Annotated in this window: 13 protein-coding genes; 5 read left to right on the top strand and 8 right to left on the bottom strand. The window is 69.7% G+C overall.

Annotation, left to right across the window (positions count from 1 at the left end; translation table 11 throughout):
- The first annotated feature begins 89 nt into the window (after nucleotides 1–89).
- Entirely contained in the window at nucleotides 90–1,658 is a 1,569-nt protein-coding gene (locus EV137_RS01455; protein WP_238175021.1) for an adenylate/guanylate cyclase domain-containing protein, read from the top strand.
- Here the strand turns inward: EV137_RS01455 and EV137_RS01450 are convergent.
- Genes EV137_RS01450 through EV137_RS01440 form a run of 3 tightly spaced genes read right to left on the bottom strand, consistent with a single transcriptional unit; the run spans nucleotide 1,609 to nucleotide 3,905 of the window.
- Nucleotides 1,609–2,343 (bottom strand): MerR family transcriptional regulator, encoded by a 735-nt coding sequence (locus tag EV137_RS01450; RefSeq protein ID WP_134004721.1) that lies wholly within the window; start codon nucleotides 2,341–2,343, stop codon nucleotides 1,609–1,611. The two genes, EV137_RS01455 and EV137_RS01450, sit on opposite strands and share 50 nt — an antisense overlap.
- A gap of 3 nt (nucleotides 2,344–2,346) precedes the next feature.
- Nucleotides 2,347–3,090 (bottom strand): SDR family oxidoreductase, encoded by a 744-nt coding sequence (locus EV137_RS01445; protein WP_134125952.1) that lies wholly within the window; start codon nucleotides 3,088–3,090, stop codon nucleotides 2,347–2,349.
- 23 nt (nucleotides 3,091–3,113) lie between these two features.
- Nucleotides 3,114–3,905 (bottom strand): GNAT family N-acetyltransferase, encoded by a 792-nt coding sequence (locus EV137_RS01440; RefSeq protein WP_134125950.1) that lies wholly within the window; start codon nucleotides 3,903–3,905, stop codon nucleotides 3,114–3,116.
- A 120-nt stretch (nucleotides 3,906–4,025) separates the two neighbouring features.
- Here EV137_RS01440 and EV137_RS01435 point away from each other — a divergent pair, with 120 nt between their 5' ends.
- A complete protein-coding gene (locus tag EV137_RS01435) occupies nucleotides 4,026–4,820 on the top strand; it encodes an ArsR/SmtB family transcription factor (protein ID WP_134125948.1) in 795 nt (264 codons plus the stop codon).
- Here the strand turns inward: EV137_RS01435 and EV137_RS01430 are convergent.
- The 3 genes from EV137_RS01430 to EV137_RS01420 all read right to left on the bottom strand — a co-directional run bounded on the left by EV137_RS01430 (nucleotide 4,817) and on the right by EV137_RS01420 (nucleotide 8,882).
- Nucleotides 4,817–6,943 (bottom strand): RecQ family ATP-dependent DNA helicase, encoded by a 2,127-nt coding sequence (locus tag EV137_RS01430; RefSeq protein ID WP_134125946.1) that lies wholly within the window; start codon nucleotides 6,941–6,943, stop codon nucleotides 4,817–4,819. The two genes, EV137_RS01435 and EV137_RS01430, sit on opposite strands and share 4 nt — an antisense overlap.
- Nucleotides 6,944–7,081: 138 nt before the next feature.
- Nucleotides 7,082–7,561: a redox-sensitive transcriptional activator SoxR gene (gene soxR / locus EV137_RS01425; protein ID WP_134004730.1), complete on the bottom strand. Its 480-nt coding sequence runs from the start codon at nucleotides 7,559–7,561 to the stop codon at nucleotides 7,082–7,084.
- 46 nt (nucleotides 7,562–7,607) lie between these two features.
- Nucleotides 7,608–8,882: an MFS transporter gene (locus EV137_RS01420; protein WP_238175020.1), complete on the bottom strand. Its 1,275-nt coding sequence runs from the start codon at nucleotides 8,880–8,882 to the stop codon at nucleotides 7,608–7,610.
- Between the two features lie 71 nt (nucleotides 8,883–8,953).
- Between EV137_RS01420 and EV137_RS01415 the strand changes: the two genes are divergently transcribed.
- Complete coding sequence (locus tag EV137_RS01415; protein ID WP_134125944.1) at nucleotides 8,954–9,934, top strand: GlxA family transcriptional regulator; 981 nt, start codon at nucleotides 8,954–8,956, stop codon at nucleotides 9,932–9,934.
- Here EV137_RS01415 and EV137_RS01410 read toward each other — a convergent pair.
- Entirely contained in the window at nucleotides 9,931–11,061 is a 1,131-nt protein-coding gene (locus EV137_RS01410) for a M24 family metallopeptidase (protein WP_134125942.1), read from the bottom strand. The genes EV137_RS01415 and EV137_RS01410 overlap by 4 nt on opposite strands.
- Before the next feature lie 44 nt (nucleotides 11,062–11,105).
- Here EV137_RS01410 and EV137_RS01405 point away from each other — a divergent pair, with 44 nt between their 5' ends.
- Nucleotides 11,106–11,909 carry an alpha/beta fold hydrolase gene (locus EV137_RS01405; RefSeq protein ID WP_134004737.1) on the top strand — a complete coding sequence of 268 codons (804 nt, stop codon included), beginning with the start codon at nucleotides 11,106–11,108 and terminating at the stop codon, nucleotides 11,907–11,909.
- Here the strand turns inward: EV137_RS01405 and EV137_RS01400 are convergent.
- Nucleotides 11,884–12,660, bottom strand: a complete 777-nt coding sequence (locus EV137_RS01400; protein ID WP_134125940.1) for an SDR family oxidoreductase — start codon at nucleotides 12,658–12,660, stop codon at nucleotides 11,884–11,886. The two genes, EV137_RS01405 and EV137_RS01400, sit on opposite strands and share 26 nt — an antisense overlap.
- A 181-nt stretch (nucleotides 12,661–12,841) precedes the next feature.
- Here EV137_RS01400 and EV137_RS01395 point away from each other — a divergent pair, with 181 nt between their 5' ends.
- Entirely contained in the window at nucleotides 12,842–13,693 is an 852-nt protein-coding gene (locus EV137_RS01395) for a helix-turn-helix transcriptional regulator (RefSeq protein WP_134125938.1), read from the top strand.
- Nucleotides 13,694–13,716: the final 23 nt, after the last annotated feature.

The raw sequence follows: 13,716 nt of genomic DNA, 5'->3' as shown, positions 1-13,716 counted from the left end.
ACGTCGCGGGCGGATCGGACGACCAATCTGGGCCAGCCGCACCACCGTGCCAAAACCCTGGTTCGGTCCTGACACGGCAGACTAGGACGATGATGTCCCAGCGGATGTCCCAGCGGAGCCCCGAGCTGGTGCTGAAAAGGCGCCCCTTCGGGTCCTGGCTGCTCGGCCCGGCTGACCAGAGCACGAAACGGCTGCGGATCCGCCTCCACCTGCTGCTGACCGTGTTCTCGATCGGCACCAACCTGATCGGTGCCTTCGTCACCTTCGTCCTCGCCGTCTTCGTGCTGCCGGGACCGTCGCTGGTCGATCAGCTCCAGCTCCTCGACGCGATCGTCATCCCGGCGTACTTCCTCTTCGCGATGGGGATCTGTTACGTCTGGAGCAGCCGCCTGACGAAGCGGGTCACCCGCTGGATCGACCTCGAGCGGCCCGCCACCCGGCGGGAGCAGATCGCCACGCTGCAACTGCCGCTGCGGCTCACACTGATCGAGGTGCTGCTCTGGTTCGGTGCCGCCGTGCTGTTCACAGTGATGACGCTGGTCTTGCAGCCAGAGAACGCACTCCGGGTGGCCCTCACGGTCATCGACGGGATGATCATCACCTCCGCGGTCTCGTACCTCCTGACCGAGTTCGCCCTCAGGCCCATCGCCGCACGGGCGCTCGTCGACTCCCCGCCGCCGAGGCGGCTGCTCGCGGCCGGGTTGAAGGCCCGCACGGTGTTCTTCTGGGCGGTCGGGTCCGGCGTACCCGTGGCCGGCCTGATGCTGGCCGCCGTACTCGCGCTGATCGAGGGCGACGTCACCTCGACCCGGCTCTCGGTCGTGATTCTTGCCCTGGGCATCGTGGCGCTCGGCAACGGTTGCCTGCTCACCTGGTTGTCGGCGAGGTCCGTGGTGGCGCCGGTGCGGTCGGTGCGGGACGCGTTGAACCTGATCGGCGAGGGACGCCTCGACGTACGTATCCCGGTCTTCGACGGCACCGAGCTGGGGTCGCTGCAGGCCGGGTTCAACCGGATGGCGGACGGTCTGCGCGAGCGGGAGCGGATTCGGGACCTGTTCGGGCGGTACGTCGGGACGGATGTCGTCCAGGAGGCGCTGACCAGCGACAGCCTCGGCGGCGAGGAGCGGTACGCCGCGGTGCTGTTCGTCGACCTGGTCGGATCGACCGAGCTCGCTGCCCAGCGGCCGCCGGCCGAGGTGGTGCAGTTGCTCAACCGGTTCTTCGCGATCGTGGTCGCGGAGGTGGACCGGCAGGGCGGGTTTGTGAACAAGTTCGCCGGTGACGCGGTGCTGGCGGTCTTCGGGGCGCCGGCCGAGCTGGCGGACCCGGCGGGCAGCGCTCTGACCGCGGGGCGGGAGCTGTCCCGGCGGCTCGCCGACGAGTTGCCGGAGGCAACCGCGGGGATCGGTGTCACGGCGGGGATCGTGGTGGCCGGCACGGTGGGCGACGTACGGCGGCACGAGTACACCGTGATCGGGGACCCGGTGAACGAGGCGGCGCGGCTGAGCGAACTGGCCAAGACAGCACCCGGGCGGCTCATCGCGTCGATGACCGCCGTCGAGAAGGCTGCGCCGGCCGAGTCCGATCAGTGGCGGCAGAGCGACCTGGTCACTGTGCGAGGGCGGTCGGTGCCGACCCGTCTTGCTGTCCCGCAGTGATCAGCTCGTGAAGCAGCGCGGCGCCGTACAGCATCGCCTTCGTCTGACGGTCGTGGGCGGCGCGACGCTCGGCGATCGCGGTGCGCAACGCGTCGGTGCTGCCCGTACGTCGGAGACCGTCGAGTACCGGCTTGATCTGCTCGAAGTAGTACCGGCCCTGGCGGAGCATGTGAATGATCCGAGCGTCCCGCACCTGTTCGGGGCCGTAGCGGCGGTACTTGGTACCCGGTTCCCGGGTCGGCGCGAGCAGGCCCGCGGCCTCCCAGACGCGGAGGGCCGAGGTACGGACGCCAAGGCGGTGTGCGAGTTCGCCGACGAGTAGGGACGGGCCAGTGACCGGCTGTTCGTCGACGTACTCAGCGGCCAGCGCGCCGAGCGCCTCACTGGCGGCGTCGGTCGCGAGTCGCTGCTCGTGCAGGGCGGCGTGGGCCGCGTCCACCAGCCTGTAGGCGAGCGCCTCGTCGCCGTTGTGCACGGCGCGCATGATCTCGGTGGCGGTCTCGGCGCCGAAGCCGGGCGCGAGCGCGCGGTACGTCAGCAACGCCGCGACATGCTCGGGACCGTACTGCCGATATCCGGTGTCCGACCGCGGCGCCGGCGGCAGAATTCCGGCCGCCTCGTAGTTGCGGACGAGCTGAGTCGATACCCCGGCCCGGCGCGCGAGGTCTACCGGCCGCAGTCCCATCCGTTACCGGCCGCCCGAGACGTCGACCGTCGTACCGGTCATGTAGGAGGAGCGGTTCGAGGCGAGGAAGGCGATCACCTCGGCGACCTCCTCCGGCTTGCCGGGGCGGGCCAGCGGCGGGGTCGCGCCGAGGCGGTCCAAGCGGCCCGGCTCGTGGATGTCGGTCTGGATCAGGCCGGGCCGGATCCCGAGGACGCGGACGCCTTCCTTCGCGACCTCGTTCGCCAGGCCGGTCGTGAGCGCGTCGACGGCGGCCTTGCTCGCCGCGTAGTCGACGTACTCTCCCGCCGATCCGAGCACCGCCGCGCGCGAGGACACGTTCACGATGACGCCACCGTCGCCGCCGTACGCCGTCGACATCCGGCGGACCGCGGCACCGGCCACGAGGAACGCGCTGATCGCGTTGATCCGGAACACCCGGTCGAGCCGTTCGGCGTCGTACTCCGCGACCCGCCCGGCCGGCGAGACGACGCCGGCGTTGTTGATCACCGCGGTGATCGGGCCCAGTTCCGCGCTGACCGTGTCGAAGAGCCGCTCGATCTGCTCGGCCTCTGTGACGTCCGCCTGGACGGCGATCGCGCGACCGCCGCGCTCTTCGCAGGCCTTCACGACCTGCGCGGCTTCGTCGGCCTGCGTCCGGTAGTTGACTCCGACGTCCCAGCCGTCCGCCGCGAGCGCGAGCGACGCGGCCGCGCCGATCCCGCGACTTCCACCGGTGACCAGTACAACTCCGCGTCCGTCAGTCATGGTCCTACTGTTTCATGTGGGGGTCACGCGGGCGGCTTCGCGAACCCGAGCTGGGTCTCCGAGTCGGTGAATCCCAGCGAGCGATAGATCCGGATCGCGAGGTACTCCGGATCCGCGACCATCACCAGGGTCCGCGCACCGCCTTCGGTCAGCCCGTAGGTCGACGCGTGGTGGACGAGCGTGGTCGCCAGCCCGCGACCACGGTCCTCCGGGGACGTCTGCACATCCTGGAACCGGGCCAGCCCGCTGCCGTCGAACATCAACCCGAGCGCGCTCTGCAGCCGATCCCCGTCGAACGCGCCGAACCACTTCCCGTGACCGTCGTCGACCAGCTCGCGCTTCGCCGCCAACCTGCGCCGGGTGAATTCCTCGTACGCCGCGTCGACCTTCATGGACGCGGTGGCGAGGCTCTGGCGGTACAGCTGCTCCCAGTCGTTGTCGCTGTTCAGGAAGCGGTACGTCGAGTCCGTATTGGGCCGTTGCGGTTGCAGGACCCGATCGGCCGTCATCACGACACTGCTGTCGCCCGTGAACCCGGCGGCGGTCAGCTCGTCCTCGGCCCCGATCACGCCGTCGACGGTATCGATGCCGAGGGCGACATGCTTCGCGTCCGGGAACTCCCGCCGGAAGTCGTCGAGGCGGATCTTCGTGTCGCCGGGCGCGAACGGCGTGCGGTAGAGCAGGAAGTTGCCCCACCAGAAGCCCGGGTTGCCCGGCGTGCGCACCACGACGTACTCCCCCGTGTCGCGCAGCGTGCTTCCGCCCAGCTCCAGGAGCAACAGATCGGTCCGGTACCCCAGGCTCTTGATCTCCACCTCCACATCCTCACCCAGTCGTCAATCGCCTTCTTTGACGATGCAGTGGTTGACATGCAGCCAATTGGCTGCCTATGTTGGAAAGGCAGCCAAAAGGCTGCATGAAGCGATCGGAGGGTGATGGACGACGAGGTGTTCCGGGCGCTCGCGGATCCCAGCCGGCGACGGCTGCTCGACCTGCTGAACCTGCGCAACGGGCAGACACTGCGCGAGCTGTGCGCCGAGCTCGACATGGCGCGGCAGTCCGTCAGCAAGCATCTCGCCGTCCTCGAGAGCGCGAACCTCATCAGCACCGTGTGGCGCGGCCGGGAGAAGCTGCACCACCTGAACGCGGAGCCGATCAACGCCATCGCCGATCGCTGGATCCATCAGTACGACCGTCGGCGGGTTCAGCTCTTCGCCGACCTCAAGACGGCACTGGAGGCTGAAGTGACGAACAATGATTTCGTCTACACCACGTACATCCGGACCACGCCCGAGCGGCTGTGGCAGGCGCTGACCGACCCGGCGTTCACCGAGCAGTACTGGCAGCTCCACCACGAGACGGACTGGAAGCCCGGCTCCCCGATGGTGTGGCACCAGGGCGACGTCGTGATCTCCGGACCGGGGCAGGTGGTGGTCGAGCACACGCCGTACACACGGCTGGCCTACGCCTGGCACCACATCACGCCCGAGTTCGCGAAGGCGGTCGGGTTCGACGAGGCGACCTACGAGCGGACCAGCCGTGAGCCGTTGTCGACGGCAACGTTCGAGCTCGAGCCGATCGACGACCAGGTGAAGCTCACCGTGATCCACAGCGGCTTCGAGCCGGACAGCACGATCCGGACCATGATCCAGGACGGCTGGCCGCGCCTGCTGGCGGACCTGAAATCCTTGCTGGAGACATCAGTCGCCACCGTGCATCAGGAGTCCTAAGGACGCTTGTGGATCACCAGCGGGAGAACAGCCGCGGCGCCTGCTTCACGCAGTTTCGCCGCGGCTACCGTGACCGGCCACTGTGACGACGTGGAGTCGACGAGGAGGAGCACAGTGCGTGCTGTGACGGCCTGGGCGGTGACGCCGTCCACCTGGAGACCGTCCCGCCAGACCTTCGCCTCCTCGGCCGACGACAGGTCGTCGGTGTAGCCGGTCCGGTCGATGGTCAACTCCGCTCGCTCCAACCGGCCGACCCCGGCAACGTGATCCGCAACCGCGGACGTGAGGTCCCGATAACCCCCGGCAGCAAGCGGTACGACGACATCGGGCCGAGCCGACCACGAACCACGCCATCGGGAGAGCGCCGCGACCGCACCGGCCTGCAACGCCTCGACTGCCTCAGGGGCGGGCGATCCGTTGAATGCACCCTGCAAAACCTCGCGCCACTCGGGCGCGTCGGCGTACACGATGATGCGGCCCGGCTCGGCGGAGAGGGCGGGTGGGATCTTCCCGCGGGCGCCGAACGCACCGCCCGGCCACATCTTCCGCGTCTCCAGCACGTGGACCTCGCCGCGCAGCGACCGCGTGATCGTCGCGACGGTCTCCGGATCGGGCCGCTCCACCAACGGCTCGGGCAACGCGCCCAGGCACACCGAGCACCGGCCGCAGGGCTCCGCCGACGGATCGTCCAGCGACTCCTGGAGAAGTTGCATCAGACAACGATCGCCGCGGGTGTACGCGCGCATGATGTCGGCCTCGCGCCGCCGTACGGACACGATGCCGTCGTAGTGCGCCGCGTCGAACGTCCACTCGGCACCGGTCCGGACCCATCCGCGCTCGACCCTGTCGACGGCTCCGTCCACGGCGAGCTGTTTCAGCATCAGCTCGACCCGGGTCCGGCGCAGTCCGGTCTCGGCCTCCAACGCCGGCACGGTCGCGGGTTGATCCGGTCCGTAGCTCTCCAGCGCCCGCAGCAAGCGCTGCACGTTCTCGGGCACCGGGATCGTCGCGGTCGCGAAGTAGTCCCAGACGCCCGCGTCCGCGTCGGACGGCAGCAACGCCACCACCGCATGGTCGATGCCGCGCCCTGCACGGCCGACCTGCTGGTAGTACGAGACCGGTGAGGGCGGCGACCCGACATGCACCACGAAACCGAGGTCCGGCTTGTCGTACCCCATTCCCAACGCCGAGGTCGCGATCAGCGCCTTCAGCTGGTTGGCGCGCAGCGCGTCCTCGAGCCGCTCCCGCTCCCCCGCCTCCAGCTGACCTGTGTACGCCGCGACCGGGACATCTGGCCCGTGGACCTCCTGGATCACCGCAGCCAGCCGCTGCGCGTCGGCCACCGTCAACGCGTACACGATCCCTGACCCGGGAAGCGTCGGCAGGACGTCGACGACCCACGCGAACCGATCCAGCGGTGACAGCGCATCCACCACCGCGAGCTGCAGACTCGATCGCGCCAGCGGACCACGCAGCACCAAGGTGGACTCGCCGAGCTGCTTCGCGACGTCCTCCGTCACGCGCGAGTTGGCCGTCGCTGTCGTCGCCAGCACCGGTGTCTTCGGGTTCAGCTGCTGCAGCACCTCGGACACCCGGCGATAGTCCGGGCGGAAGTCGTGACCCCAGTCCGACACCGCGTGCGCTTCGTCGATGACCAGCAGACCGATCTGCCCGGCCAGGCCGTCCAGCACGCGCCGTCCGAAGCCCGGGTTCGCCAGGCGCTCCGGGGAGACCAGCAGTACGTCGACCGCACCGGAGCGTAGATCGTGCTCGATGCTCGACCACTCGTCGATGTTGTTCGAGTTGAGCGTGGCGGCGCGGAGCCCTGCACGGCCGGCCGCGGCGACCTGGTCACGCATCAACGAGAGCAGCGGTGAGACCACGAGCGTCGGGCCGAACCCCTCAGCCCGCCGGATCGCCGTCGCGGCCCAGTAGACCGCGGACTTCCCCCAGCCGGTCGCCTGGACCACGAGCACCCGCGCGGCCGCCTCGCACAACGCGGCAACAGCGGTCTCCTGATCCGTCCGCAGCCGCGCCTCGTCGCCCGCGATCGCCCGGATCAGGTCACCCGCAACCTTCGCCCGGTCGTCGGTCAGAGTCAGCATCGCCGCAGTCTCGCCCATGCCGACGACACTAGACGCCCCCACCCCCATTCCGCGCGCGCCTGCCGCCCACCCTGTGGACAACCCGATCCAACTCCCCGCGCGCCGGCCTCCAACCCCTCCCGACCCGCGTCGGTAGCGCGAGGCGGTGCGGTGGGACTAGGCGCATTTGCCGGGGTGGCAGGGTTCTCCGGTGGTGGCGACCAGGCGGCGGGGGCCGGGGCCTGTGGTGGCGAGGGTGTCGTGGGGGTTGGCCAAGGCGCAGCGGTCGATGGAGAGGCAGCCGCAGCCGACGCAGTCCTTGAAGTCGTCGCGGAGTTGTTCGAGGTGCACGATGCGGCGGTCGAGCTCGGCCTGCCAGCACTCCGAGATGCGCTCCCAGTCGGCACGCGTCGGCGTACGGTTCTCCGGGAGCAACTTCAGGATCGCGGCCACCTCCGCGAGCGGTACGCCGACCCGCTGGGCGATCCTGACCAACGCCACCCGGCGCAACGTGTCCCGCTTGTAGCGACGCTGGTTCCCCGACGTACGGCGACTGAGGATCAGCCCCTGCCGCTCGTAGAAATGCAGAGCCGAGATCGCCACGCCGCTGCGTTGCGACAGCTGCCCGACCGTCAACTCACCCGGCTCGATGTCCATCGCTCATCCCTTCAACCTCAACTTAGATCGAGGCTAGCGGAAAGAGTCAGGCGGTTACGAGGCGGCGACCGATGCTCGCGGACATCAACGCGGCCGCCGCGCAGAGCCCGCCGGCCAGGTACCACGCGAGGTTGTAGCTGCCTTGCGCGTCCCGGATCGCCCCGGCGCCGGTCGCGGCCAGCGCCGCACCGACCTGGTGCGACGCGAACACCCAGCCGAACACGATCGGCCCGTCCTCGCCGAACCACTCGCGGCACAGCGCCACGGTCGGCGGCACGGTCGCTACCCAGTCCAGGCCGTAGAAGATGATGAACACCCAGGTGCTCGGCGCAGCGGTCGGTCCGAGCAGCGACGGCAGCACCAGCAGCGACAGGCCGCGCAGCGAGTAGTAGGCGATGAGCAGGTACCGCGGGTCCCACCGGTCGGTCAGGTACCCGGAGAAGATCGTCCCGCCCACGTCGAACACGCCTACTAGCGCCAGCAGCGACGCAGCAGTCGTAGCGGGCATGCCGTGGTCGTGCGCTGCCGTCACGAAGTGCGTGCCGACCAGACCGTTCGTCGAGGCGCCACAGATCGCGAACCCGCCCGCCAGCATCCAGAACGCGGGACGCCGGGCCGCCATGCGCAGGGCGTTGAGCGCTCGCATGGCACTACTACCGGTCGTCTCCACCCGCTGCCCCGCCGTACTGCCCTCCGGGGCGCCGTACGCACGCAGCCCGACGTCACTCGGGTAGTCCCGCAGGAACAACAGCACCAGCGGTACGACGGCCAACGCCGCACCGGCCGCTACGAGCGCAGGCACCCGCCAGCCGTAGTTCGACGCCAGCGAGGCGATCAGTGGCAGGAAGATCAGCTGACCGGTAGCACCGGCCGCTGTGAGGATCCCGGTCACCAGGCCGCGACGGTGCACGAACCAGCGCCCGGTGATCGTCGCTACGAAGGTCATCGACATCGACCCGGTGCCGACGCCGACCAGAAGGCCCCAGCAGAGCAGCAGTTGCCAGGACGCGGTCATGAACACGGTCAGGCCGCTGCCCAGCGCGATCAGGACCAGTGCACCGCTGACCACCTTCCGCAGCCCGAGCCGGTCCATCAGCGCGGCGGCGAACGGCGAGATCCCACCGAACAGCAGCAGGTTGATCGACACCGCCGCCGAGATCGTCGCGTGCGACCACCCGAACTCCTCGTGCAGCGGATCGAGCAGCACACTCGGCACCGACCGGAACCCGGCCGCGCCGATCAGCGTCACGAACCCGACCACAGCGACCGCCCAGGCCAGGTGCACCCTGGGGGCCTTCTTCGTCTCTAGAATCTGCGTCACCCGATCAAGGATGAGGGTTCGATCGTCATCGAACTAGTGGCCAGATAGCCAACATGTGTCAAGATGTGGCCATGAGTCGTCATCTGGCCGCCGTCGGTCCGCACGTGGTCGCCGTCCTCGCGCTCGAGCCGGTCGTCGGGTTCGACCTGACGATCCCGCCGACGGTCCTGGGTGCCGCCACCAAGGCCGACGGCACCAAGTTGTACGACGTCCGCATCTGCGGACTCGGCGGACCGGTGCGGGCCGGTGCCGGGTTCAGCCTCGTCCCGGACCACGGCCCCGAGGCGCTCGCCGAGGCGGACACGGTGATCGTCCCAGGAACCTACATCCCCCAGCCGCGGTACGAAGGCACGCTGCCCGACGACCTGGCCGCCGCTCTCGCCACCGTCCGCCCGGGTACGCGGATCGCCTCGATCTGCACGGGGGCGTTCGTCCTCGGCGCGGCCGGCTACCTGGACGGGCGGCCCGCGACGACACACTGGCGACGGGCCGAGTTGTTCCGCAGCGTGTACCCGCAGGTGAAGCTCGACGAGGACAAGCTGTTCATCGACGACGGCGATGTACTCACGTCGGCCGGCCTGGCCGCGGGCGTCGATCTCTGCCTGCACCTGATCCGCCGCGACTTCGGCAGCGAGGTCGCCAACCGGGCCGCCCGGCACTGCGTCGTACCTCCGTGGCGCGACGGCGGGCAGTCGCAGTACATCGAGCGCGCCGTACCCGAGGAAGGCAGTGAGGGTACGTCGCCGACGCGGGCCTGGGCCCTCGAACGGCTCGGTGAGGACATCAGTCTCGCGGCGATGGCGGAGCATGCGCGGATGAGTGTGCGTACGTTCAGCCGGCGCTTCAAGTCGGAGACCGGACAGTCGCCCGGCACCTGGCTGCTGCAGCAGCGCGTGCGGCACGCGTGCCAACTGCTCGAGACCACCGACCTCTCGGTCGACCGCGTCGCCGAGGAGGCCGGCCTGGGTACGGCGGCGTCCCTCCGACACCACCTACGGTCCGAGCTGGGCGTCTCTCCACTCGCCTACCGCAAGACGTTCCGGGCGGGTTAGGTCAGAACGACCAGGTCGTGCGGCTGGTTGTTCATCGATTCGACGCCGTCCGCCGTCACCACGACGATGTCCTCGATCCGCGCACCCCAGCGACCGGCCTGGTAGATGCCCGGCTCGACGCTGAACGCCATACCGGGCTCCAGCGGCAGGTCGTTGCCCGCGACGATGTACGGCTCCTCGTGGACGTCCAGCCCGATCCCGTGGCCGGTCCGGTGGATGAAGTAGTCGCCGAAGCCCGCCGCCGCGATGACGTCCCGGGCGGCGGCGTCGATCGACTCCGCGGTCGCACCGGGCCGAACAGCCTCCACCGCGGCCTGCTGCGCCTCCTGCAGTACGGCGTACGTCGCGGCGACGTCTGCGTCCCGCGGCGTACCGACGGCGTACGTCCGCGTGGAGTCGGAGTTGTAGCCCTCGGCAACCGGACCGCCGATGTCGACGACCACGACGTCGCCGGTCTCGATCACGCGGCCGGACAGGGCGTGGTGCGGGCTCGCGCCGTTCGGGCCGCTGCCGACGATCACGAAGTCCGCCCCGGTGTGGCCTTCCTCGACGATCGCGGCCTCGATGTCGGCACCGACCTCGGCCTCGGTCCGGCCGGGACGCAGCCACTCCCCGACGCGGGCGTGCACCCGGTCGATCGCCGCGCCCGCCTTCCGCAGCGCCTCGATCTCCGCCGCGTCCTTCCGCATCCGCAACTCACGGACGATCGGCCCGGCCAGCACCTGCTCGGCCTTCGGCAACGCGTCCCGGAACCCGAAGACGTGCAGCGCCGGCGTGAAGTCGCTCACCGCGACCCGCTCGGCGCCACTCAGCCGCTCGGCCACGAGGTTGTACGGGTCGACGCCGTCCACCCAGGTGATGACGTCGACGCCCAGCTCCGCCAGGGGCAGATCCTCGTACCCGGGCGCTTCGAGCTTCGGTACGACGAGTGCCGGGGCGCCGTCGGCCGGGATCACCAGCGTGGTGAGGCGCTCGAGCGAGCCGCCGGGCTGACCGATCAGGTAGCGCAGATCGGAGCCTGGCGTGATCACCAGACCGGTGCCGGCCGCGGCCTCGCGGGCACGGTCGAGGCGGGCGCGGAGGACGGCGACATCATGGACGGGAGGAAGTGCTGAGCGACGGGCCATGCCTGAATCTAAAACTGTCGGGAGGGGTTGCTACAACTTGCCCCATGACCCTGCACCATGTGTCCTTCGGCGACGGCGTACCGGTTCTCGCGTTGCACGGCTGGACACCGGACCACCGGTTGATGACCGGCTGCCTGGAGCCGATCTTCACTGGACCATCGGCGCTGCCCGGCTACCGCCGCCTCTACCCCGATCTGCCCGGGATGGGTCGGAGTCCGGCCGGCGACATCGACAGCTCCGACGGCATCATGGCGGCCGTGCGCGCGTTCATCGACGAGCAGATCGGCGACGAGCCGTTCGTGCTCATCGGCGAGTCGTACGGCGGATATCTTGCCCGCGGCCTGGTCGTGGAGCGGCCCGAGCAGATCCTGGGCATCGGACTGATCTGCCCGATCGGCACGCTCTGGCACAAGGACCGGAAGCTGCCCGAACACGTCGTTCTGCGGTCCGAGCCGGGCGTTCTCGAGTCGCTGACCGAGGGCGAGGACTTCACCGAGCTGGCCGTCGTACAGACCGCCGACGCGCTGGCGGCGTACCGCGCGGACGTGGCGCCGGGTCTCGAGGTCGCCGACACGGCGGCGCTCGAACGCATCCAGAAGAACTGGGCACTGTCGACGGCACCGGAGAGCGGTCCGCCGTACGACGGACCGTCCCTCATCGTCTGCGGCCGGCAGGACGCCGTGACCGGGTACGAGGACCAGTTCGGTCTGCTCCCCCACTACCCGCGGGCGACGTACGCCGTACTGGACGTCGCCGGCCACAACCTCCAACTGGAACAACCCGCGCTGTTCGGCGCCTTGATCCGCGAATGGCTGCAACGCCTCAGCTGGTCTGAGCCGTCGGCATGATCGTGACCTGCTGAAAGTTGACCCGGGGCGGCTGCGTGGCGATGAAGCCGACCGCCTGCGCGACATCGTCGGGCGTCAGCCACTCCATGGTCTGCTTGGACCCGTCCAGCCACTCCAGTGCGCCCTCGTCGGTGACGTGGCTCTGCAGCTCGGTGCCCACGATGCCCGGTTCGATCGCCGAGACCCGGACGTTCTTCGGGCCGAGTTCGGCGCGAAGGTGCCGGGACAGGTGGCTGACGTACGCCTTGGTGCCCGAATAGACGGCGAAGTTCGGGAAGATGTTCTGCGCCGCGATCGACGATGTGTTGATCAGGTCAGCGACACCGCGCTCGGCTCCGGCCGCACCCAGCTGCGGGGTGAAGGCGCCGATGGCGTTCATCAGGCCGGTGATGTTCAGGTCGATCTGATGCTGCCACTGCTCTGTCGCGCGCTCCTCGACGGGCGCGGGGAGCATGATACCGGCGTTGTTGAAGAGCAGGTCGGCGCCGCCCAGCTCGGCCTGGACCCGCTCGGCTGCGGCCTGCACCGCAGCAGCGTCGGTGACGTCGACGGTCACGGCGAGGGCGCTGCCGCCGTCCTTCTCGATCCGGGCGACGAGCTCGCCAAGGCGATCCGCTCGCCGGGCAAACACCGCGACGGTCGCGCCCAGACCGGCCAGATGCTCGGCCGCGGCCTCGCCGATGCCTCTCGACGCGCCGGTGATGACGGCGACCCGGCCTGCGAGCGGTTTGCCTTCTTCTTGCACAGACATTTCTGGCTGCCTTCCAGGGTGGTTCGGTCGGCGACTTGCCGGCCGTGACTCCAGAACACCAGTCACAGAAGGTGTTTTGGGCGCCTGAGCAGCCCCTGTCCGGGCAGGTATCGGCGAAGCTGGTACCCGCAGGGCCACCTTGGCAGCACGGATCGGCCGCGGCGTTCGAGACACTGGAGCCATGGAGCGCAGTACCGAGATCGCCGACTTCCTCCGCTCGCGGCGGGCCGCGATCGCACCCGACCAGGCCGGCCTGCCCGCGGACGGGCGCAAGCGGCGCGTCCCCGGTCTGCGTCGTGACGAGGTCGCGCGGTTGGCCGGCGTCAGCACGGAGTACTACACCCGGCTCGAGCAAGGTCGGGCGGGCAACCCGTCGGCCGAGGTGCTCGACGCGCTTGCTCGCGCCCTCCAACTCGACGCGGTCGAGCGCGAACACCTCAGCGACCTTCTGACGCGGCGGGCACCGGTCCGGCGTACTCCCGCAAGCCCTCAGCGGGTCCGGTCAGGTCTGTACTTGATGCTGCAGACGCTCGATCACATCCCGGCGTTCATCCTCGGCCGGCGCACCGACGTACTCGCGACCAACCGGCTCGCCCGCGAGGTCCTGACGGACTTCGACGCGATGCCTGCGACCCGCCGTAACCTCGCGCGCTACTACCTGCTCGATCCCGCGGCCCGCAAGCAGGTCGGCGACTGGGAACGGATCGCGGCCGAGACCGTCGCGATGCTGCGGCTCGAAGCCGGCCGCCACCCGAACGACCGTCAGCTCGCCGACCTCGTCGGGGAACTCACGCTGCAATGCCCCGAGTTCACGGGCTGGTGGAACGACCACCGGGTCCTGCGCCGGACGCACGGCGCGAAGCTCTATCACCACCCAGTGGCGGGCGATCTGGAGTTCGCGTACGAGTCGTTCCAGGTACCTGGCGACGCCGAGCAGACGCTGTGCGTCTACCAGGTCGAGCCCGGCTCGCCCACCGCGGATCGTCTCCGGCTGTTGGCGAGCTGGAGCGCTCCGCAGCCGGCAGCCGACTGAATCACCCCCTGCCACTGACGGCT

The sequence above is a fragment of the Kribbella pratensis genome, assembly GCF_004366075.1.
In the GTDB taxonomy this organism is placed as follows: domain Bacteria; phylum Actinomycetota; class Actinomycetes; order Propionibacteriales; family Kribbellaceae; genus Kribbella; species Kribbella pratensis.
Note: the sequence above shows the minus strand (reverse complement) of the source record. Positions and strands in the feature narration are given on the sequence as shown.